The 20,056-nt window shown below is 38.4% G+C and carries 22 protein-coding genes; 2 read left to right on the top strand and 20 right to left on the bottom strand.

Annotation, left to right across the window (positions count from 1 at the left end; all coding sequences use genetic code 11):
- Window positions 1-196: 196 nt before the first annotated feature.
- The 14 genes from DYY67_RS05505 to DYY67_RS05440 all read right to left on the bottom strand — a co-directional run bounded on the left by DYY67_RS05505 (window position 197) and on the right by DYY67_RS05440 (window position 11,779).
- Window positions 197-1,267 carry a hypothetical protein gene (locus DYY67_RS05505; RefSeq protein ID WP_166391452.1) on the bottom strand — a complete coding sequence of 357 codons (1,071 nt, stop codon included), beginning with the start codon at window positions 1,265-1,267 and terminating at the stop codon, window positions 197-199.
- Window positions 1,209-3,515: a carboxypeptidase-like regulatory domain-containing protein gene (locus DYY67_RS05500; protein WP_166391450.1), complete on the bottom strand. Its 2,307-nt coding sequence runs from the start codon at window positions 3,513-3,515 to the stop codon at window positions 1,209-1,211. Before DYY67_RS05500 ends, DYY67_RS05505 begins: the two co-directional genes overlap by 59 nt.
- A gap of 9 nt (window positions 3,516-3,524) precedes the next feature.
- A complete protein-coding gene (locus DYY67_RS05495; protein ID WP_166391448.1) occupies window positions 3,525-3,875 on the bottom strand; it encodes a hypothetical protein in 351 nt (116 codons plus the stop codon).
- Window positions 3,876-3,978: 103 nt separating this feature from the next.
- Entirely contained in the window at window positions 3,979-5,460 is a 1,482-nt protein-coding gene (locus tag DYY67_RS05490; protein ID WP_166391446.1) for a hypothetical protein, read from the bottom strand.
- 11 nt (window positions 5,461-5,471) lie between these two features.
- On the bottom strand, window positions 5,472-5,849 hold the full coding sequence (locus DYY67_RS05485; RefSeq protein WP_166391444.1) for a GPW/gp25 family protein: 378 nt from the start codon (window positions 5,847-5,849) through the stop codon (window positions 5,472-5,474).
- 89 nt (window positions 5,850-5,938) lie between these two features.
- A complete protein-coding gene (locus DYY67_RS05480; RefSeq protein WP_166391442.1) occupies window positions 5,939-6,244 on the bottom strand; it encodes a PAAR domain-containing protein in 306 nt (101 codons plus the stop codon).
- A gap of 8 nt (window positions 6,245-6,252) precedes the next feature.
- A complete protein-coding gene (locus DYY67_RS05475) occupies window positions 6,253-7,044 on the bottom strand; it encodes a phage baseplate assembly protein V (protein ID WP_166391440.1) in 792 nt (263 codons plus the stop codon).
- Between the two features lie 87 nt (window positions 7,045-7,131).
- Window positions 7,132-8,235, bottom strand: coding sequence for a phage late control D family protein (locus tag DYY67_RS05470; RefSeq protein ID WP_166391438.1), 1,104 nt, complete (start codon window positions 8,233-8,235; stop codon window positions 7,132-7,134).
- A 3-nt stretch (window positions 8,236-8,238) separates the two neighbouring features.
- Window positions 8,239-8,517, bottom strand: a complete 279-nt coding sequence (locus tag DYY67_RS05465) for a hypothetical protein (RefSeq protein WP_166391436.1) — start codon at window positions 8,515-8,517, stop codon at window positions 8,239-8,241.
- Window positions 8,518-8,554: 37 nt separating this feature from the next.
- Window positions 8,555-9,211, bottom strand: a complete 657-nt coding sequence (locus tag DYY67_RS05460; protein WP_166391434.1) for a CIS tube protein — start codon at window positions 9,209-9,211, stop codon at window positions 8,555-8,557.
- 70 nt (window positions 9,212-9,281) lie between these two features.
- Window positions 9,282-9,557 (bottom strand): hypothetical protein, encoded by a 276-nt coding sequence (locus tag DYY67_RS05455; protein WP_166391432.1) that lies wholly within the window; start codon window positions 9,555-9,557, stop codon window positions 9,282-9,284.
- A 30-nt stretch (window positions 9,558-9,587) separates the two neighbouring features.
- Window positions 9,588-10,754: an ATP-binding protein gene (locus DYY67_RS05450; protein WP_166391430.1), complete on the bottom strand. Its 1,167-nt coding sequence runs from the start codon at window positions 10,752-10,754 to the stop codon at window positions 9,588-9,590.
- 46 nt (window positions 10,755-10,800) lie between these two features.
- The gene (locus tag DYY67_RS05445; RefSeq protein WP_166391428.1) at window positions 10,801-11,601 is read right to left on the bottom strand and encodes a hypothetical protein; all 801 of its coding nucleotides are present in this window, start codon (window positions 11,599-11,601) and stop codon (window positions 10,801-10,803) included.
- A complete protein-coding gene (locus DYY67_RS05440; RefSeq protein ID WP_166391426.1) occupies window positions 11,564-11,779 on the bottom strand; it encodes a hypothetical protein in 216 nt (71 codons plus the stop codon). The genes DYY67_RS05445 and DYY67_RS05440 overlap by 38 nt, the downstream gene beginning before the upstream one ends.
- A gap of 211 nt (window positions 11,780-11,990) precedes the next feature.
- On the opposite strand from DYY67_RS05440, the gene DYY67_RS05435 reads away from it, so the two are divergent.
- Window positions 11,991-12,560, top strand: a complete 570-nt coding sequence (locus DYY67_RS05435) for a hypothetical protein (RefSeq protein WP_166391424.1) — start codon at window positions 11,991-11,993, stop codon at window positions 12,558-12,560.
- Window positions 12,561-12,654: 94 nt separating this feature from the next.
- On the opposite strand, the gene DYY67_RS05430 is transcribed toward DYY67_RS05435, so the two are convergent.
- The 4 genes from DYY67_RS05430 to DYY67_RS05415 all read right to left on the bottom strand — a co-directional run bounded on the left by DYY67_RS05430 (window position 12,655) and on the right by DYY67_RS05415 (window position 16,645).
- The gene (locus DYY67_RS05430) at window positions 12,655-13,692 is read right to left on the bottom strand and encodes an eCIS core domain-containing protein (RefSeq protein ID WP_166391422.1); all 1,038 of its coding nucleotides are present in this window, start codon (window positions 13,690-13,692) and stop codon (window positions 12,655-12,657) included.
- Between the two features lie 704 nt (window positions 13,693-14,396).
- Entirely contained in the window at window positions 14,397-15,053 is a 657-nt protein-coding gene (locus tag DYY67_RS05425; protein WP_166391420.1) for a hypothetical protein, read from the bottom strand.
- 151 nt (window positions 15,054-15,204) lie between these two features.
- Window positions 15,205-16,272 carry a DUF4255 domain-containing protein gene (locus DYY67_RS05420; protein WP_166391418.1) on the bottom strand — a complete coding sequence of 356 codons (1,068 nt, stop codon included), beginning with the start codon at window positions 16,270-16,272 and terminating at the stop codon, window positions 15,205-15,207.
- Window positions 16,273-16,438: 166 nt separating this feature from the next.
- Window positions 16,439-16,645: a hypothetical protein gene (locus DYY67_RS05415; protein ID WP_218584696.1), complete on the bottom strand. Its 207-nt coding sequence runs from the start codon at window positions 16,643-16,645 to the stop codon at window positions 16,439-16,441.
- 1,062 nt (window positions 16,646-17,707) lie between these two features.
- Here DYY67_RS05415 and DYY67_RS05410 point away from each other — a divergent pair.
- A complete protein-coding gene (locus DYY67_RS05410) occupies window positions 17,708-17,989 on the top strand; it encodes a hypothetical protein (RefSeq protein WP_166391414.1) in 282 nt (93 codons plus the stop codon).
- Window positions 17,990-18,095: 106 nt separating this feature from the next.
- On the opposite strand, the gene DYY67_RS05405 is transcribed toward DYY67_RS05410, so the two are convergent.
- Together DYY67_RS05405 and DYY67_RS05400 are read right to left on the bottom strand one after the other, a co-directional pair.
- Complete coding sequence (locus DYY67_RS05405; RefSeq protein ID WP_166391412.1) at window positions 18,096-19,319, bottom strand: hypothetical protein; 1,224 nt, start codon at window positions 19,317-19,319, stop codon at window positions 18,096-18,098.
- A gap of 280 nt (window positions 19,320-19,599) precedes the next feature.
- Window positions 19,600-19,983: a hypothetical protein gene (locus tag DYY67_RS05400; RefSeq protein WP_166391410.1), complete on the bottom strand. Its 384-nt coding sequence runs from the start codon at window positions 19,981-19,983 to the stop codon at window positions 19,600-19,602.
- Window positions 19,984-20,056 lie beyond the last annotated feature (73 nt).

Genomic DNA, 20,056 nt, shown 5'->3' with positions numbered 1-20,056 from the left:
CCGATAGCTTGCAATTACATTGTCTATGCCGGTTGGAACTCTGGATCCATGAAGCCCATCTCCAAAAGTGACAACAATTTTTTCTTCTTCATTAATTGAGGTAATGTAATGCCTGTCAGACGGTTTGCTATCAAGGAAATCTTCTTTTTCTTCCCATCTTACATCATTGACAAGGACTTCAAGTGAGCTCTCAACTTCAGTAGGGTTTGATGCTTGATGAAGTAAATGTCAGAGGTCCTTTTTCCAAAGTAAACTTTTGGAAATGGTAACGATGCATCTCCGCTTCCAAGAATTTCTTTTTTAACAGATTGTCCATGAGAGAACGGATACAATGTTTGAGCGTATCTCGCAGTAGCCTTTCAGATAGTGATGGAACAAGCGGCAGTTCGGTTGTGACATAGGTTTTGTCAGATTTGAAGGCGACGTCGAATACTCTTGCTATTTCTTGGTTTTTTGATTCGGAAACAGCAATAGAGTATTGCAGATATCCAGAATCGTCTGCAACCATTGTTATTTTCAGCAAATTGTTGCGCTCAATTGCCAGTTTTTCTGTGATGCCAATACAATAGTCATTTAGTTCGTCTTCAGTAATAGAATTTCTCAGCGTTTTTTCGATTGACTTGGATGATTCTTTCATTGCCTCTATAGCTGTAAAGATGTACCTGACAATATTTGTCAGAATTAGCATGATGTCACTTACTTTATTATGTATCACGATATCTTGGAATGTTTGTGTCTTGTGTTTCATATCATCAATCGCTTCGGTTAATTTTTGAATGGAATTGTTCAAGATGAGATCTATCAGTTTGTTACGGCTTTCGTCATCTTTCAGATCTATTTTTTGCAGGTCTCCTAACTGATCCTTTAGTTTTGAAAGTGGAAGTACTAGATCTATTGCAGAGCGCAGCAGTTCTTTGAGGGCCGAGTGGATCTCAACTTCAATAAAATCAATCTTCTTTCTTTCTTTTTCTATAATGTCTGCGATTTCGCGAACCAGTGCAGCCATTATGCGTATGCTAGTTGTGATTGCCCGATTTTTTGTTTGCTTTGATTCGCCTATGACAATTCGCTTAACCTTTTTCATTAGTTCGTCGCTTTCAGGCATATTGTAAGCCAAATATTGCTCCCAAAATGACAATGGTGAAAGATATGCTCCTATTAGATATGTTCCCTTTACAATGTAGTTGAATTCAAAATTTCCATTTTCATCAGTAAGATTTGGTCGTTGTGATATATTTTTGAAGATGGTCTTGTCCTTTTTCCTCACTTCCTGGACATATTTTTATTTGATAATCGTAAAGAGGCCTATTGTTTCTGTCCAAAAGTTGCCCTTTTATCTTATTTGTGTTATCGGTGATAGAAAGAAATGAGCCTGTTTTTATCGATGCGTGGGTTCCCTCAAGTATGAGATTATTTTCTTTGTATGTCTTCTCAAGAGAAGGAATTTGTGCCTCGGTTTTTAGTTCAAACGTCGGGTTTACAATAATCTTTGATGTTCGGACATTAAAGTCAGACTTTTGAACAATGTCCCAATACAGGTTAAGCCTGTTTGTCTCTTTTTCTACCACTACTGTTAGATCATATGACTTTTGACCGTCCAGTGTCATTCGTGCCGCAGTCTTTTTTTCGTTTAACTCAATTATTGCATAATGTTCTTCACCTGCAATTTGGATAACATTTTCTTTGCCGTCTCGCATTATGTTTTCGTTTGGAATCTCGTCAATCCATTCCAAACCAAGCTTATCTCGCATAAAGGAACGGAGACCTTCAAGGCCTGATTCTCCGGTTTCCTCTTTTTTGAGATGTTCTAAAAGATTATCAACTTGCTTTTGAGTCTGGATCTTTGGAATAGAGGGAATTTTTTTGATTTGCGGAATCACAGGACTTGGAAGACCTTTCTGTAGAGCCTTGTCTTCTGCGTTTATCTCTTTTTGTACAGCGCCTATTTCCTGCTGTGCCTGCTTTGTGACATTTTTTATTTCCGAGTCTGCTGCCTGAGTCAGCCCTTTTTTGAATTTTGTTACAGGACCATTTTTAGAAGTCATGTACGTTTTCAGCTTGCGCCAAAATGTGGACCTTGTTGCTTCAGGTTCTTCCGGAATGTCATCCCAACAAAAGGCATGCTCTATTAATGATTCACCGCTAAAACTTACTAGCACTAGCTTGGTAACGTCTTTTCTAATTCCATACTCCAAGTGAGTTTCATTTGCCACTTCTTTTACTCTGAAAAGTTGTGTTTCTCTGTTGAACGGGACAGGGGTTTGTTCATTTACAAGAACCAAAGGAGAGTTTGGTTTTATGTCAGACACTTTGTTGTCAAGATAAATGACAGATGACAGCAGACTCTGGCCTATCATATCCCACATGTCACTTGATTTTGTGGCAACTTCGAGTTTATGCCTGTATTCGATATCAGACTGAGACAGAAATTCCACAGAGTGTGCGACTGCATCAATTTTTATCTCATGAGACGGGAGAACCTGAAAAATTGAAGACTTTATTGTTCTCCACCTGGAAAGCATGCGAAAATCATCAGTTCTCTTAATTCTGAACATATATGGTCCTGGAAGAATTCTTCTAAACGAGAAATTGCCATTTTTGTCAGATTCGGTAGAGGCAACCAGATTACCACCTGCATCCAACAGTTCTATTTTGACTTGGACTATGGGCTGGTCTCTTTCGCCTTTTCCCGTTAATGGCTTGATGTTTTCGGCTATGTTGCCCTTGATTGTACCAAAAGACGGTGGAGGCGTGTCATGACCGAAGCTATACAGAGGTTTTGTAAGTTTGTACATTTTTGTTCTTCTAATATCATAAGTCTTAGTCAAGGCATGCTCGCTTTGCCAACTGATTTCCGTATGGTTATTGTAGTCCTTCTTTTCGGTTATCTGGACTATTGTCTCGTTAATGTTATCAGTAATTAGAATAAAATCTCCTACATTCAATATGTTGTATATTTTATCAAGACTAAGAGAGGTGGTGCCCTCTTCGATGTTTTCTTTGATCTTGGAACCATCTAGTATCATTAGATTTGCATCTGATGCAACATATACTGCCTCATCAGTTTCAAAGATCACTGACTGATCGTTTTCTTCAGTTATAACAGATTGCATCTTGAAATTTTTAGATATGGTACCGGGGGATTTTTCACTTGCCTCAAACTGTGCAAGCGAAGATGCCGATATACCAGGTATTGGTTTATGATTTATGTTATACATTAATTCAATTATGGATTCGTCAAGAACTGCAGTACCAAAAAAAGATTCATTCATAATTTGTTCCTGATAGTATGTCAAAATGTCTGCCAGATATGCCCACATGTCCATCATGACCAACCCCCAATCCTTTTCAGTCCTGTTAGTCCAACGTGATAGTGTAGTCCATTTCTTGTTTGAGATTGCATTGATCATGTTTTGTCTAAAAGTCAGATAGTTTCCAATCCTATAATTTACCACAGGAAGATATGGATCGTTTATCGGTCTTTTCAAAAATGTTTTTGGTAGATCAGATATCATAGAATCACTCTATTCAACAAATTCCAATGTAAGAAGACCAAGCTCTAAATGAAGAGGGTCGTTGTTGAGCCGTATTATTTCTGATTCATCCACTGGAAGATATCCGCGTTTTATGTTCATCTCAGAAATATCGTCTTGAATTGTTCCATTTTTTTTCACTGCAGAATATATAGAAAATTCTCTATGATTTCCAAGTTTTGTTATCAGCGCAGATGAAATTCCTCTGACTTGGTTTATTGCATCATATAATTTGCTCACATAGACTGGTTGACCAAAAGAAAAGTTGTCTGGATGAAAGAATCCTTTCTTTCCTTCATCATAGTTGGCATTTCCAAGTACGTTTCGAAGTCTCCTTTCCACATCATGCTTGCCAGCCTTCTTTTCTAGATATACAACAATTCCAACATCTACGTAAACGTATTTTGCAAATTCTAGCCTTATTTCATTGCCAACTGTCTTTATTTTATTTGCATATTGCCGTCACCTCCGATAGAAAGTCAGAATCTGCAATATGCTCTGACTTGGCATCGATTGCAATTATTACGGTGTTCCAGCTTCCGGTAAATACAATTCTTGCTCGTATGTCAGTTATCTGCGGAAATTTTCTTTTTATCAAAGAGGCATAGTCTGCCCCGGTGATTGCACGCTCCTGAAACTTTAGCGTTCTAGGACCTGTTATCTTTGCGTCCTCGATTGACTGCATATCGGTTCCGCCGATGGCAGGCAACGGGTTTGTGACTGATGCTATAAAGTCGTATTTTTGGCGATCAAATTTCCTAAGTACATCTCTGCCTACGTTACCCATGCTTCCAAGGCTTGTCCTATACCGTGCTCTAATTGTGCTCCACGGAAGCGGTTTTTTTCCATTTATGCCGTCGCCAAATCGTATCTGTCCATACCCTTCATCATCGACTGATACGGTAAAGTGCTTATCGAAGGGACCTGCATCTAACAAGTCGTCTGTTTCTTCCCAGATCTGGTTATCTACCCAAACTTCAAGCGAGCTTTTAGCAAGATACGGAAGTAATGAATCAGAAACAAATGCCAGTGGCCTTTCCTTTAGTTTAAAGACAAAATCTTCAACATATTCACTTCCTTTCTTTAACATATCAATTCCAGATATTGTCATGCCTTCAGTGACTCGAATAATATTGGTACATGACACGACATATCTTGAATCATAACTTGATTGCAGAGCTTGATTTGCAGACCATGTGATTTTTGTAACCTTTACATTTTGTTCTGTTTGCATTTTAGGTTTTGACATTTTACCATCCAAGAAATTTCCATGTAATGATTCAATAGAAATTTCAGTCAGCACAGGCTCTTCAATTAATTGTACTACTTCTTTTTTTTCTTCTTGTTCAAACAAGACAAAATCATTATTTCTAATGTGACTGTGCCAGCCTCCAAGATATGCACTGTGTACACCTCTTCTCAGTTCATTTGAGCCATCAGGTATTACCAGTTTTAGTTCGTTGTGTGACGGATACACATATTTTTCACTATCTGTCTCAAATACAATTTCACTTTCAGTTGGCAAGGAATAGCTTGAAACCTGCAATGACTTTGGAATAAAGCCTATACTGTTTGCAACAATCTTGATGAACGCTATTGCCGAACATCCATTGTGTAGCCTATAGTCCACCAAGTTGAGATGAGAGCCTACAGAAAATCTTTTTCTCGCAGTTCTCAGGAAGGCTTCATTTGCAACTCTGTCTTGATAATAGCTTAGCTCATCTGCAATATATGAAAACAGTTCTACAAGCATTATTCTGGCATCAGCGTCTGATTTGTAATTCCATTCCGGAAATTTTTTTGTGAGAAGCTCCAAAAGAGACTGGCGAAAGCTTTCATAGTCTTTTGCCATGTAATTCATCATCTCTTTTTCTCCCATCATGGAGGGCTGCCAGTGCATGGGTGTAGATTGGTTTTTCTTACTCATTGTGCTGGCTATTATCCTTCAAACACAAGTGACAGTCTTTCTTGTTGCAAAGTTTTTTTAACAGTGTAAACTATTTCTAAAATTATTTTTTCTTGTTGATGTTCAGTGTTTATTTTGTTGACTTCAATTAGATCAGCTAACCACCTGTTGAGAGCCTCCCGGACCAACAAATCAACCATTGAATTGAGAACTGGAGAATTTCCGGCAAACATGACTTCCTTTAGTCCGCATCCAAATTCCGGATGGTTTACTCTTTCTCCGGGGCTTGTAAGTAGTACAGATATTATCATGTTACGCAGGTTGCTTTCATCATAATCTGGTAGACCTATTCCTCCGTGTGAGCCAACTGAAAAAGACAAGAAATTTCTGTTTTGTAGATCAACTGCCAAGAGATCTCGATCTAGATCGGGAATCTATAAATCCTTTTTCGTAAAATGCCCTGCAGGTTCAAAGACTTGTCGCATTATTTTTGTAGAATCTAGTCCCCAATTAGCACGTTTGGGACTCCCATTAAAATTGAGTTTGATCCTCCTGGGATTTCTTCTACGTTGTCACCCATCCGCACAGCTGGCATTTTGTTGATTAGAACTGTACTGCTTCCTTTCATTACCACCCCACCTACGTGAGGAACTGGTCCATTAAACATTGGACATGCATGAAAGTCCATGATTGCTCTCCAAGCAGGTAACTTGCCAATGAGCACTGTTTCACTTCCAGGACCTGGAGCTAGTGGTGTCCCATGAGAGGTCATTGAACTAAGACAAGCAGCTGGTTTTCCTGCCATACATATCACTAGTTTAGTGTTATCACTGCGCCTTGCACCTGCAGTGGACCTGATGATTTTATAGCCATCATAGCGCTTGCGCTTATGTTCATCTGCGCATCTGCCGATATATCCACATTAGTTGCTTTAATTGAGACCTGAGTAGATTTTATCGATATGCTTGTTGCATCAATCTCGATCGAAGAAGTTCCCGTGCTATCTTTTATTGTAATCTTGTTGCCTGTGTTGTCCATAACCATTTGATCGCCACCAGATGTCTTGATCTCAATTTTGTCATTAGTGTCATCGATCAGTAGATAATGTCCTTTGTTTGATTTTATCTCGATCTTTTGTCCGCCATCACTGTCATCTAAAAGAACATGATGTTGTCCATTTGATTGGATCAAAATGCTCTCCTTCTTTCCTTTATTATCGTCACTGAATTGTATCTTGTGTCCAGATCTTGTTTTTAGAACCTTGACGTTGTTGTCGGTATTGCTTGAAGATTCTGACGGAGGGGTATTGGCCGAATCTCCCCACCAAGTACCAGTCCATATTGGATAAGAAAGATTTCCGCCTTCAAACTCCACCCAGACGTTTGCATTTATTTCTGGAATAAAAAAGAATCCAAGAGCTGAAAATCCCCCAGAGGGAAGACATGGCAGAGCCCATCCAGTTACATTAGTACCCAAAAGCTCAGGTACTTTAACTTTCAATCTTCCAAGGTTGCTTGGATCGTTATTGTCTGAAACAGTTCCACGATATTTTCCATAATACTTGTTTTCAACATTATCTAATATTTTGCCAAACACATCTGACATACCAATCTTCACAAATTACAACGATAAAAGATTTCGGTTAGTTTACTGGTGTAATTTTTCACCATTATGCCAGACATGTTGAAGAAATCATGATTCTTTGATTTCCAATGCATTTCTTTTTGCTTCAAAGTCCTGCAAATATGATTCCCGCATAAATTTATGAGTGACTTTGGTTACATAGTAATCGCCGCTAAAAACAGAGCCCGCACCATAAATTGTAAGTAATTTTTTTGCCTCTAAAACTGCTGCATAGTATTCTGCATTCACAGTTCCCTTTGCAGCAACAAACCAAGAACCATCATCCACAGCAGAGTTTACAAGATTAGTCATCTGCTGTTGGTTTGCAGTGGTATATCGTGATAGAAGGATTTTCATCTCATTTGGGAGTGAGCCACTCTGACTACTAGACAAATTTGTTCTTCCCAGTGCACTAAGGTCGCTACCATCCTTAGTTGTGGTTGTGATCTGCGCAGTACATGCATCCTGTTGTTTTATTTCAGCAAAGACAGGCCTTAGACCATCTACAAAAAAGTCTATAGATACAATATTTGTCTTGTCTGCAAACTGCACGTATAGAGTACCTTGCGAGCTTTGATTGAGATCAATTTTTTTAAATATTCCTTTTACCGAGCCGCTTGGCGTTGCTTTGTCCACAAAACACTGGAATCCGTTTCTTAGTGCAAGAGACTTTAGAAACTGTATGTCGGTCCCTCTCTGAATGACAGTATAGCTATCATCTTGCGGTGGGGCAGGGGTTGTGTCAACATCTGCAGTGAATCCGTATGACGAAAATATAGAACTTGCAATATCAGAATCAGATTGTGCTACATATGTGGCTTCTTTTTCTACCAGACTCATCAACAGAGTCTTATCCATACCCATTATCTCCACATACGAATCTTCCTCATTGCTGCCAATGTGAGCGTTAATGTTTGTAATGTATCCATCTATCAGATTTTGTTTTGTGCCGTCTAGAAACTTGGCAGAAATTGATATGATATTGAAAAGTTCCAAATCATCTTGTGCTGAAAATTCCCAGTCACCAGAATCGCCCTTTCCATATGGAAGTTTAATCTTAAACGTACTTGGGCCGTCAGCATTATCTTCAACTTCTAGTTGTATAAAATTTTCATAAAAATCATCATTGACTGGCGATTGGGATGCTTGCACGTCAAGAAACGGAGATGGCAAGATCTATTCCCTTTCTTTTGGTATTATGATCTTCTTTCCAGCCTTCAACAAGTCACTTGGAAACATTACATCATTTGCGTCACAGATGAGCCAGAACTTTGTGGGATCTTTGTAGAAAACATTTGCCAGAAGATCAAGCCTGTCATACTCTTTTGCAAGATAATATTTTGCAGTTTCATATCTTGGTATGAATCTGATTCTTTTTGCCTGGTTTACTGCCCCGTTGCTATCTACTGCAAGGTAATCCTTGACCCTTTTGTATCGGCTAGTATCAGAAAACAAAACAAAAATCTCCTTTATCTCAAATTAGCGCCTTTTGTCACTCCGTATACTGATCTGCAATAGAAGGAAGTGATGTTACTGTATTTTGATAATAATTCTGAGCCCAGCTATCTCTCTTGTTTTGATTTTGTTGATATGCTGCAACCATCTTAGATGACAAGTCCTTGGTAACGTCAGGTATTAGCATCTCCATGCCAATAGTCACCTTGGCCCTAATAGGCACTAGAGAAGGTGAAAAGTCAGTTTCCTCCACCTCGATGCTTGTTATTTTGACTGGAAGTATACGCTCTCCCCCCCATACAAATATCACTTCAAGTATTTCTCTTGGAGGATCCCTGTAATCTGCAGCAGTACTGCCTTGAGTTGAATCTACTGGATTTAGTAATTGTTCAATAGCAGACAAGAGTGGCAATACTCCACCATCAGTTGAATCTTCATAACCGTCAAGAAGCAAAACTATTTTCATAGACTCGCCAAGAAAACTGTTAGTCTTCAGATTAGATGGAGTGCTTTCATCTGATTCACCTGACGAATCGCCGGAGACTGAAGGAGTCACTCTTTTCAATGTGCGCGTTAGTGATTCAGGGTTGAATTGAAATTGGATTACGTTAGGATTGTCCCCAAGCACTATGAAAGCTCCTTTTTGCAAAACGTGTGCAGCTCCGTATGTATATCCAGAATTCTGAGTACTCAATACAGTACACTCCCTAACCTAGTTCGTATAAAGCAAATCATCTTATGTACAAAATCGAGGTTTAAAAGAATTACAGTTGCTGTCGTAGTTTAACAAAGATTTCCATAGCAATTCTTTCAGCGATCTCATAGTCAGTCATCACATTTGAAACAAGTACAGATGGAATGGAAAGGCCTGCAAGATTAATCTCGCCATCTATGTTCAACTCGCTTTTTTTTTCCTCAATTTTCTTGTCAAGTATATCAAAAGCCATTTTTGATATGCGGTTTATCTTTTTTTTGTCATAATTGAGACCTTCAAATGTCACATTGACATTTTCCAGATTGAGACTTATTCTTCTTGACACAGATTTGGTTTACCTAAATGAAAGATAAGATTATTGGTCTGCCAGAGAAGCATATTTTCCAAATTCTCCTTTTGCCATAGGCCTTCCAATTTTTTGATATTCTTGTTTTACTGAAACAATGATATCTCTCATTGTAATTTTGTGTGAGCCTTGTGCAGCAAGAAATGCTGCATTAATTGCTACATTTTTTATGTTTCCACCAGAAAGTCGAATATGCTCTGAAAGGAATTTGAAATCAACGTCTTGATTGATAGGTGTCTTTTCAGGAAATGCATTCTTCCAAATCAGTAGACGATATTTGGAGTCCGGGAATGGAAAGTCTATGACAAAATGCATTCGTCTCATGAAAGCTTGATCTATGTTCTTTTGAAAGTTTGTTGCAAGTATGACCACTCCTTCATATTCCTCTATTTTTTGCAGCAGATAATTCGTTTCTATGTTTGCATATCTATCATGTGCATCTTTGGTCTCAGATCTCTTTCCAAATAGCGCATCTGCTTCGTCAAAAAACAAAATTGCATTGCTTGTTTCTGCTTCTGTAAAAATTTTGTTAATGTTCTTTTCTGTCTCTCCAATGTATTTGCTTACTATTGTTGAAAGATCGATCTTGTATAGATCCAACTCAAGATCATTTGCAATCACTTCTGCTGCCATGGTCTTTCCTGTTCCTGATTCACCCTTGAATAATGCCACGACACCTTTACCTAGCGAAAATTTTTTATCAAAACCCCAGTCATGATATACAATTTCTCTGTTTTTTACCCTGCCACAAATATCTCTAAGTGCAGTCAACGTGCTAGGTGGCAATATTATTTCATCCCAGGTATAATTGGGTTTGATTTTCTTTGCAAGTTTTGTCAAATTCTGGTTAGAGACAGACTTGCAGCCATTGTTTAGATCCTCGTTTGTAATTGTATTACCTGCATATCTTGTCTTTGCAGAATTCATTGCAGAAAGTACTGCATTGTAAATTTGGCTATGTGTTAGAGAGAACTTGCTTGCCAGTAGATCTACATTTTTCTTGTCAAATCTCAATGAATTCTTCTTGAGAACATAATCAAATATTTTTTTACGTGTACCATAATCGGGTTTATCAAATTTTATTTTGAAGAGCAAAGAGTTTTCCAGTACTTTTTGATTCCACGGCTGTTCTGTCTCTACAAATACAATCCCCGTAAACTCTCCAATTAGTCGCATTGTGGTTTTTAGCACAAAATCATGATTTTCTTTTTCATCTAGCTTGTCAATATTTACAAGATATACAGCAGCATCCTAAAAGAGAGGCTTCCCTGAATGCCTTGCCACAGATTCTCTCAAAGGACGCTTGTTTTTGAGCAAATATCTCTGCCAAGTCAAGAAATACCACCTCCAGTCCAGAGTTTTTGCACATTAGTATTGATGCATCTCTTTGACCACATCCTTGAGGACCATGAAGGTTTAGCAAAATCCTATTGTTTGCAGACTCTTTTTTAAGATAATTGGGTATTATGTTATTGAGATTTGCTTGATTGCAAAATACCAAATCTTCGTCTTCGAGTTCAAGTTTTGAAAAATCTATGAATGATACTATCTCCTTGTCCTGACCATGTATCTCCAGTAGGAAATTTACAATTCTCTCATCTAGTTTGACAGGTTGATGTTGTGCTGATTCAAAATCTTCTTGCTTCTCGTCTTCCATCTGCAGTATTTCATATTTGAATAGTCTAGATTGTCTTGTGAGATACTGCATGGCTTGGAATCTTTCCTCTCTCGTATGACATGTAAGGGAAAGAATCAGCTCAATTGTGGCGTGTTTTTTTGTAATGTCATCGTTTAGATACGCAAAAATTTTTCCATACTTTTTTTCAATTTCAGGTGCAAGACAAATTATGATGGCATCTTTTTCAAACTGTGTAAGATTAAAAACTTTAGACAGGTATGCCAGGGATAGATATTGTTTCCTATCCAAGGTTTCCATGACCTTTTGTGTTATTTTTTTCTTCATCTCTTGGAATTCATTTTCAATTTCATTTGATTCTGGATGTATCAGAGATAATATTTTCATTTAATACAGATGCCATTTCATCATCAGAAATTATCAATCCCCGAAGATCATTGTATGCCACGTTTCTTCCTTTGAATTGTTCAACTTTATTACGAATAACTACATCAAGACATCGAATCTCGTCAAAAATGTGCTCAATTGAATTTTTGTAGATTTGTGTAGTGGTTACGCTAGGCATACATCCCATATGTTTCATAACTTCTTAAACTTGTTTTGAATCAATTGGTTTTTAAATTAAATTCCATTTGATGCTACAAATGAGTACAATACCAAGTGTCATGATTATTTTTATCTGAGTTTAGGACTAGATCTTTTTTGATTTGTTAGGTGAAATTTTAGATCGGCTATATCCGTATAATCTTATTTACTTGCAATTTCTATCTTTCACATTGAGTTTCAAGGCAGCATCCAAAGAAACCCGAAACGCATCCAAGAACAATACTTTACAAAGATCAAAAAAAGGACAGACCCGAATATCTCATCCAATTCTTAGCCTTCAGAGAAAAATAGGCAATCAGGCAGTAATGAGACTGATCCAGAACGGTACAGTCCACCAAAAAGATCCTATCAAGAAAGATTCGTCGGAAATTTCAACAAATAAAGATAATTCAACAAACCCATCTTCCTCAAACCATCAAATCATTCAGAGGATGACTGCTACAACCGAGTTTAAAAAGAAACATGTGGCAGATAGCAAAGCGGACGCCGAGAAAAAGTCACAAGCACGCGACCCCGTACCGCCAAAGAACAGCGTTTTAAATTTTAGTGATTCTGATACTAGAAAGAATTTTAACACTCATTCAGCTGCTCCCGGAGCTGCATTTAGCATTAAAGCGTCAGGTTGGGAATTCAAATATAAGAAAAACGGGGATGTAAAAAGCGGTAAAGAAAAAAGCGGTACTCTTAGCGGTGCCACAAACGGTTCCGGAGAGGCTCATCATGCAGATGGGTGGGAATAACAACCAGACATAATACAAATAAACATAATATCAAGTGTCAAAAATTGGCTTTGTTGATTACGCTTCGTTATTTTTTGATTTGCCAGATAGAGCTTTAGATGCCTGTTTGTTGTTTTACATGCGTTAACTCGTGTGCGAGAAGTTCTTTTCCTGGATTAGACGACGGATCATATGCGCCTTGACTAAAATAAATGTCACGTCCAACCGTAAATGCTTTTGCGGCAACTTCCCTTGACAACTTTGCTGCATTAGAGTCAGTATGAACTCGCACATCAGAAAAATCACTTTCAAATCTTGGTTCTAAAAATTCTCTAGCACCACCATCCAAATTACTTCCCCCACCTCTTGACGAATTAAGAGAAGTTTCAAAACCCTGGCCAGGGTCAGGATGATTTCCACTAGAATGATGAGATTGTTGCGTGTTAGATTTGCCCTGTAACAACTCTTCCTCTGGTCCACTTCGCATTATTTTCTTCTGTAACAACTCTTCTTCTGGTCCACTTCGCATTATTTTCCTCTGCAATGGCTCTTCCTCTTCGGGTCCACTTCGCATGACTTGTAATTCAGATTGTTTTCTTTGTATAGACGGATCTGCCATAGACATAATTTCTTTCTCATCCTGGCTTGAAGAAGAAGTGGTGGAATATGATGAGGATGATGTAGGTTCTGTGGATGTTGTAGGGCGTTGATGTAGGTTCCGTGGATGTTGTAGGTGTTGATGTAGGTTCGTGGATGTTGTAGATGTTGATGTAGGTTCTGTGGATGTCGATGTAGATGTGGAGGGCGGTGCAGACAGGTGGGATGAAAGACATGTCTTGCACTTCTCTTCATCCATATTATCATCTCTCATAACTTGTAATTCAGATTGTTTTCTTTGTATAGACGCATCATCCATTTTCATGACTTTTTTTGCAACAGTATCTGCTTCCTGCTCAGCTGCATCAGATGGGTGACTTACTGTTAATTTAGTTTGCACGATTGCATTATTTGCAAGTTTTATGACAGCCTGATTGCCTATTTTTCTCTGAAGGCTAAGAATTGGATTTGTAACTCGTTTTGATTTTTTTGATTTTGACCCAGCAGTTATTTTTCCATTTGAGCTGCTAACTTTTTTGGTATCGCGAGAACTCAATATCACAATTAGTGATTCAGAAGTTAATAACTTTATATGTTAACCGGGCGATCATTTTTAATCGTTTTTATGTAATGAAAAGTTAGTGTTCTCTGTCAATTAGATCCCTTACACTCTCATTATGACCAACATTTCTGATCCTTCAATATCAAAAGTAAGATTTTCAAAAAGCAGCATTTGGGATTCCCAGAAAGAATTCTTAGGTTTTCAAGTAGCAGACGCGTGGGATGGGAGGTTCTTTTTACATAACATGCAAGTCTCTATCGCAATTCTTATGCAAACATGTTTGTCCAATCATGGAATGCATCACAATTTACAAAAATTTGTCAAATATGGAATTTTGGATTTTTCAGGATTCTACATGGCAGTAGATGACAAGATCACGTTAAACGGCATAAGATGTTTTTAGACAGAGTACACAAGCTAGCCAAGTACCTGCAACCACTCCTATTAGTCCATAAGCGCATCTTACTGTTGAGGACAACTATCTTATCGTATTCTACTTGCTTTTTCATCAAAATTCCCTGATAGATAGTACACAAGATGGTATACAGGAACACGGCATATACTACTAACACAACCTTGTCAAAAATGGTAAGATAGCTTACTGGCGGAATCTGTCCCGACATGAAGAAATTAAAGATTACTGCAGAAAGAAGCGTTCCTACAGAAAGACCAAGCCTGTCAGCCTCTGCTTGATGGCTCTATCCAAAACGAAAGGTATGGCAAGGCCTGGCAATAGTACCATTGGCAGTATAGGATTTTAGCAGAGATTGCACCGTGTATGTTGTTAACTTGACTGTTGTAATCAGGCTAGAATAATTCTCATTGTCATTATACATGTGAACGGCGCTAACTGAATTGAATCCTGATACTTGGTATCCTGGTACTGTGAGATTTGTGTCTATTCCAGAATCTTGCCATGGTAAGAATTGCACATATGTCATGTTTCCAGGCGTGATTGATTCCAGATTGATTTTGAGATTGAGCACTTCAAATGGAAAGTTTTGGAGATTTAGCTGACCGAAGAAAGTTCCTTGCACCTTGTACTCGTACAAGCTAGGCGAACAGCTAAAGTCAAGTTGTTGCACATCCCTTCCGTTAACAAATTCCATCGTGGGCGGAGGATTTTTTGTAAAATCAGAATTTGCAAATCCAGGTCTGATGTCTACCCAAAATGTCATAGGATATTCTCCAGATTGCAGGTCTATGTCACCAACATGTGTCAGGGTAATCTCGACATAGTATTTTTCAGGTTTTACAATGGGTCTTGAATTGAAATTGTCAATTGGCGCATTGCATGGATTTTGAGCACTGTCTGCATATGCAACATTACAAAACAAGACCAAAAACAACGACATGGCAGGCTAACGATACAAGTGCAAATCGGTTATTTTGGTAAAACATGTCTTTATTTTTTAAGATATAACCTCGAACTTGAGTGATGTTGTAACATCGCCGATTTTAACGGTTATGTTTGTTGTTCCATCTTTTATCTTAGGTATCATGATATTAATTTGACTGGAATCGACAAAGGTCTTGCTGATTATTTGCTTGATCTCCAATTGAAGCTTCAAGATCCTCTTGAAAGTTCATCCCATAGACACACACCAGATCGCCTGTCTTTCCACTTGAGGGTCGCACTTCGGTGATTACAGGATCCCGCGGGGATTGCGGTAAGACTTCTACTTCTGAAAATATGGTGTCGCCGTCAATGCTGATGCTGATTTGTTTTATTCCAGGCGGAATATCTTTTGGAAGCCTCATTTTTATCAAATTTTCATTGAGAACTACAAATGATTTGTCGTCAATTTTTCTTTCATCAACTAGTATCTTGATGTTTGTTCCTTTCAGACCTCTTCCAACTACGCTTATTGCATTACCAACTGGAACCCTGTTTGGTTGTACTACAGTGACTTTTCTAACAGGCGGATAATAGATAATTTTTTTGTCTTTAATTGGAAAATCTCCCCGGTCGTCCTGATCTGCTGGCAGGAAGTTGAGTCTTGGTCTTGCTACTATCGGTACCTGTCTAGTCTCAGGTTTTGTAGTAAGTCGTACAATGCTTACCTCATAGCAGACAGATAGCTGGAAAGGTTTGCTAAGAGCACTCCAGATCTTTGCAATATCATCAAGTGTTATTCGTATAAGATCTATTTTTATTTCAGAACCTATGAGCGGAGAATCTGACGGAAAATATTTTGGATCCACTACAGAATTTCTATGCAATGCCGCCATTGCCTGTGCAAGAATCAAGTGTGCAGGCACACCATCTGGCGGTTCAGATCCTGAACCAAGAACGGGTTGGCTTGACGGTATCAGCATGTAATGAAGGTTCAATGGAAGCGGTGCATGTGAAATGACAAAAGAATCTCCGCTGATAGTTTTCTGGTCAAGATTTTTCATGTGTGGATTTTCAACTATCGTATATAGAAAGAGATGGAGTTTTGGATCGGTGTCTCCGCTTCCAAGCTCGTCAGCAGGTGAACCAAATACTATCTTGACATTTGGGTCTACCTGAGTGCGAATTATTTTGTATAATGTTTTGTTTACGTCATTGACGATTTGTACTGGATCCATTTTTTGCTATAACCTCAGTTTGTATCTCCAAAGATAATGTTTCTGTATGAGTTCGTAGCCTTTGGTTTGAGTAATATTTTTTTTGGACAATTTTCTTGCGCGCAATTGCCTTGACTTGGTTGTGGTCTTACCTACTACACGGACATCAAGATTTCTAATGTTAATTTTAGAAATGTTCTCTTCTTTGCTTGAAATACTGATGGGTTGAACACGGCCTTGTCTTTGGGTGCTTTCGGGTCTTGGTTCCATGACTGGTTTGTCGAAGGGTTGCCTGTACGGTTTTTGGTTTGGTGAATTTTGGATATGTTATTTGATTTTCTTTGCTGAGAGGCTCAGATTTTGTCATGCCTTTACCGTCAGTCGCAGATTGCAAGTTTTTGTCTACTGGATTTGTCAAGCCTAGGCCTTGGAATCATGGTTGAAATTGTAGAAGAAGATACAGTCTTGTCACGACCCGTCTTTTCATAAGCGAATCTATCAGTTGGTGATTCACGTGGAATCATCCTAGACACGCCCTCTTTTTCATAACCACTGGCAGTAACATTACGCGTCTGAGGTAAAGCAGTACGAGAGGATTGACAATATGAATCTCAGATGATTTCATTTCTTTTGAAGACGATTGTCTTGATGCAGATTGTTGTTTTGAGCTCAACATAGCAGCATCAGATTTACTTGTAACATTGACATCTGATGGTTTTGTTGTATGAGTTTCTGCTGCTCGTCGTACAGTGTTGACATCAGGTGATCGTCTCGTAGTATAAACATTAGATGTTTTTGATGTGTTTACATCCAGTGGTTTCTGAATATGGGTGTCTGATTGTTTTGAGATGGCAACATCAGGTTTTTGTTGTACATTAACATCATTAGGTCGTCTTGAGACATTAGTATCAGAGGATCTTCGTACAGTATTGATGTCAGAGCGTCCTCGTAGAACGTTGATATCAGATGGTTTTGGAGTGTGAATGTCTATGCGTCTTGCAGTATTATCATCATCCAGTTTTGATATGTGAGTATCAGATTGTTTTGGAGTGTTAATGTCTGCTATTCTTCTCGTAGTGTTAACATCGGGTGATTGTCGTGTATCATTTACATCAGATTGTTTTGAGCTGTAAGCAGAGTGTACAGTATCTTTTTGAGGTGGAGTAGATGGTTTTGTTTTATCAGAACTTGGTGCAGAAAATGTGTCGGATGGTTTCCTTTGATCATGTACATCATATGATTTTGAAATGTTAATGTCTGGCGATTTTCTTTCAGCACTAGTACCAGATGGTTTTCTTTGAATATCAGAACCTGATGGCTTTGAGATTTGCGGGTCAGATGGTTTTGGAGTGCGAGCTTCGTAGGGTTGGTTCTCAATATTGGTATCAAATGATTTTCTTTGAACGTTAGGATCAGAGAGATGTTTTGTAATACTGACATCAGATGGTTTTGGAGTGTGAGAGTATCTGATGACGGTTTTGAAGTATTGGCAGTAGATGAATTTGAAATTCTGGCATCTGATGACTTTGAAATGTTAACACCATCTGGCCTTCCCATGGTGTTTGCATCAGAGGGTTGTCTTGGAGTATCGATACGGGATGGTTCTGAGATACTTACATCATCTGTTCGTTGTGAAGTATTGACACTAGACTGTTTTGACATGTTAACGTCAGATGGTTTTGGAACGTGTACATCTCGTGATTTTCTTTCAGCACTAGTACCAGATAGTTTTCTTTGACTGCCTGAATCAGATTGCTTTGAGATGACAGTATCTGATGGTTTTGGAGTGTGAACATCAAATGGTCTTGATACAGCATTGATGTCAGTTGATCTACTTGGAACATCTACATTAGATGTTCGTCTTGTGACATTGATATCAGCAGGTATTCGTGGAGTGTTGACATCAGTATGTTTTGAGCTGTAAACATCAAAATGAACAGTATCTTTTTTGAGGATGGAGTAGATGGTTTTGTTTTATCAGAACTTGGTGCAGAAAATGTGTCTGAGAATTTTCTTTGAATACCTGTATTGGACGGTTTTGAAATATTGGTATCAGATGACTTTGGAGTGTGAATGTCTGATGGTTGTCTACGGATATTGATAGACGGTTTTGAAATGTTAGCATCATCTGTTCTTCGCATATTGTTCACATCAGGTGATTTTGAAATATTGGCATCAGATTGTTGTCGTGCAGTGTTACTATAGGAGGGTTTTCTTTCCATATTGGCATCAGACGGTTTTTTCTGAATGTTTGAATCTAATGGCCTTGAGATACTAGTGTCAGATGGTTTTGGAGTGTGAATGTCTGATGGTTGTCTCATAGTATTGATATTGGATGATTTTGGAATGTTAATGTCTGGTGATTTTCTTTCAGCACTAGTACCAGATGGTTTTGGAGTACGAGATTCTGGGATTCGTTGTGTAGTATTGATATCAGATGGTTTTGGAGTGTGAATGTCTATGCGTCTTGCAGTATTATCATCATCCAGTTTTGATATGTGAGTATCAGATTGTTTTGGAGTGTTAATGTCTGCTATTCTTCTCGTAGTGTTAACATCAGGTGATTGTCGTGTATCATTTACATCAGATTGTTTTGAGCTGTAAGCAGAGTGTACAGTATCTTTTTGAGGTGGAGTAGATGGTTTTGTTTTATCAGAACTTGGTGCAGAAAATGTGTCTGATGGTTTCCTTTGAGTATCAGGATCAGGTGATTGTCTTTGAACATTAGCATCATCGGGTCGTCTTGGAACATTGACTTTAGATGGTTTTGAGATATCTACATCGAATGGTTTTCTGGTGGTGTTCACATCAGATGGTCGTCTTGGAATATCACCATCAGACGGTTTTGAAATATTGGTATCAGACGGTCTCTTGGTAGTATAAACATTTGATGATTTTGATGTGTTTACATCCAGTGGTTTCGGAATGCGAGTGTCTGATGGTTTTGAGATGTTAGCATCAGGTTTTCGTTGTGTAGTATTTACATCAGTTGGTTTTTTGGTGTGAACTTCTGAGGGTTGTCTTGCAGCATAAATGTCAGATGATTTTCTTTGAATATCTGAATCCAATGGCTTTGGGATTACAGCATCAGATGGTTTTGGAGTGTGAGATTCTAATGGTTGTTTTGTGGCATTGATGTTAAATGAATTTGAAGTATCTACATCAGGTTGCTTTGGAACGTGAACATCATCTGATTTTCGTGGAACATTAACATCATCTGGTTGTCTTGAAACATTAGCATCAGATGATCTTCGTACAGTATTAATGTCAGATGGTCTTTGTGAAACATCGACATCAGATAAACGTCGTGTAGTGTTGGCGTCAGACGGTTGTCGTGTATCTTGTACATCAGATTGGTCGTCTTGGAAACATTAGCATCAGATGTTTTGAGCTGTAAGCATCAGAGTATACAGTATCTTTTTGAGGTGGAGTAGATGGTTTTGTTTTATCAGAACTTGGTGCAGAAAATGTGTCTGATGGCTTTCTTTGAGTATCAGGATCAGGTGATTGTCTTGTAACATGGGCATCAGGCTGATTTGAAATGTTAACATCAGATAATTTTGGAGTACTAGTTTCTGATGGTCGTTTTGCAATATTGGCATTAGATGAATTGGAGATTCTAGCAGCAGGTGATTGTCTTGTAATACTGGCATCAGCAGAAGGTTTTGAAGTTACTGGTTGTCTTGGAGTTCTAGCACCAGGCAGTTTTTGTATGCCTGTATCGCGCAACAAATCATTTGCCTTAGTGACATAGGTCCTCTCTTCTCTGATATTTTGTCTCGTGTCATTTCCTGCATTGTATTGT

This window comes from Candidatus Nitrosotalea sp. TS, assembly GCF_011319465.1.
GTDB lineage: Archaea > Thermoproteota > Nitrososphaeria > Nitrososphaerales > Nitrosopumilaceae > Nitrosotalea.
Note: the sequence above shows the minus strand (reverse complement) of the source record. Positions and strands in the feature narration are given on the sequence as shown.

What these genes read in the sequence shown, in the direction of transcription:
- DYY67_RS05420 (WP_166391418.1), bottom strand. Translation starts at nt 16,272, where the DNA reads ATGGATCCAGTACAAATCGTCAATGACGTAAACAAAACATTATACAAA.
- DYY67_RS05500 (WP_166391450.1), bottom strand. Translation starts at nt 3,515, where the DNA reads ATGATATCTGATCTACCAAAAACATTTTTGAAAAGACCGATAAACGAT.
- DYY67_RS05475 (WP_166391440.1), bottom strand. Translation starts at nt 7,044, where the DNA reads ATGTCAGATGTGTTTGGCAAAATATTAGATAATGTTGAAAACAAGTAT.
- DYY67_RS05440 (WP_166391426.1), bottom strand. Translation starts at nt 11,779, where the DNA reads ATGCCTAGCGTAACCACTACACAAATCTACAAAAATTCAATTGAGCAC.
- DYY67_RS05425 (WP_166391420.1), bottom strand. Translation starts at nt 15,053, where the DNA reads ATGTCGTTGTTTTTGGTCTTGTTTTGTAATGTTGCATATGCAGACAGT.
- DYY67_RS05445 (WP_166391428.1), bottom strand. Translation starts at nt 11,601, where the DNA reads ATGAAAATATTATCTCTGATACATCCAGAATCAAATGAAATTGAAAAT.
- DYY67_RS05480 (WP_166391442.1), bottom strand. Translation starts at nt 6,244, where the DNA reads ATGGCAGGAAAACCAGCTGCTTGTCTTAGTTCAATGACCTCTCATGGG.
- DYY67_RS05490 (WP_166391446.1), bottom strand. Translation starts at nt 5,460, where the DNA reads ATGAGTAAGAAAAACCAATCTACACCCATGCACTGGCAGCCCTCCATG.
- DYY67_RS05450 (WP_166391430.1), bottom strand. Translation starts at nt 10,754, where the DNA reads ATGCGACTAATTGGAGAGTTTACGGGGATTGTATTTGTAGAGACAGAA.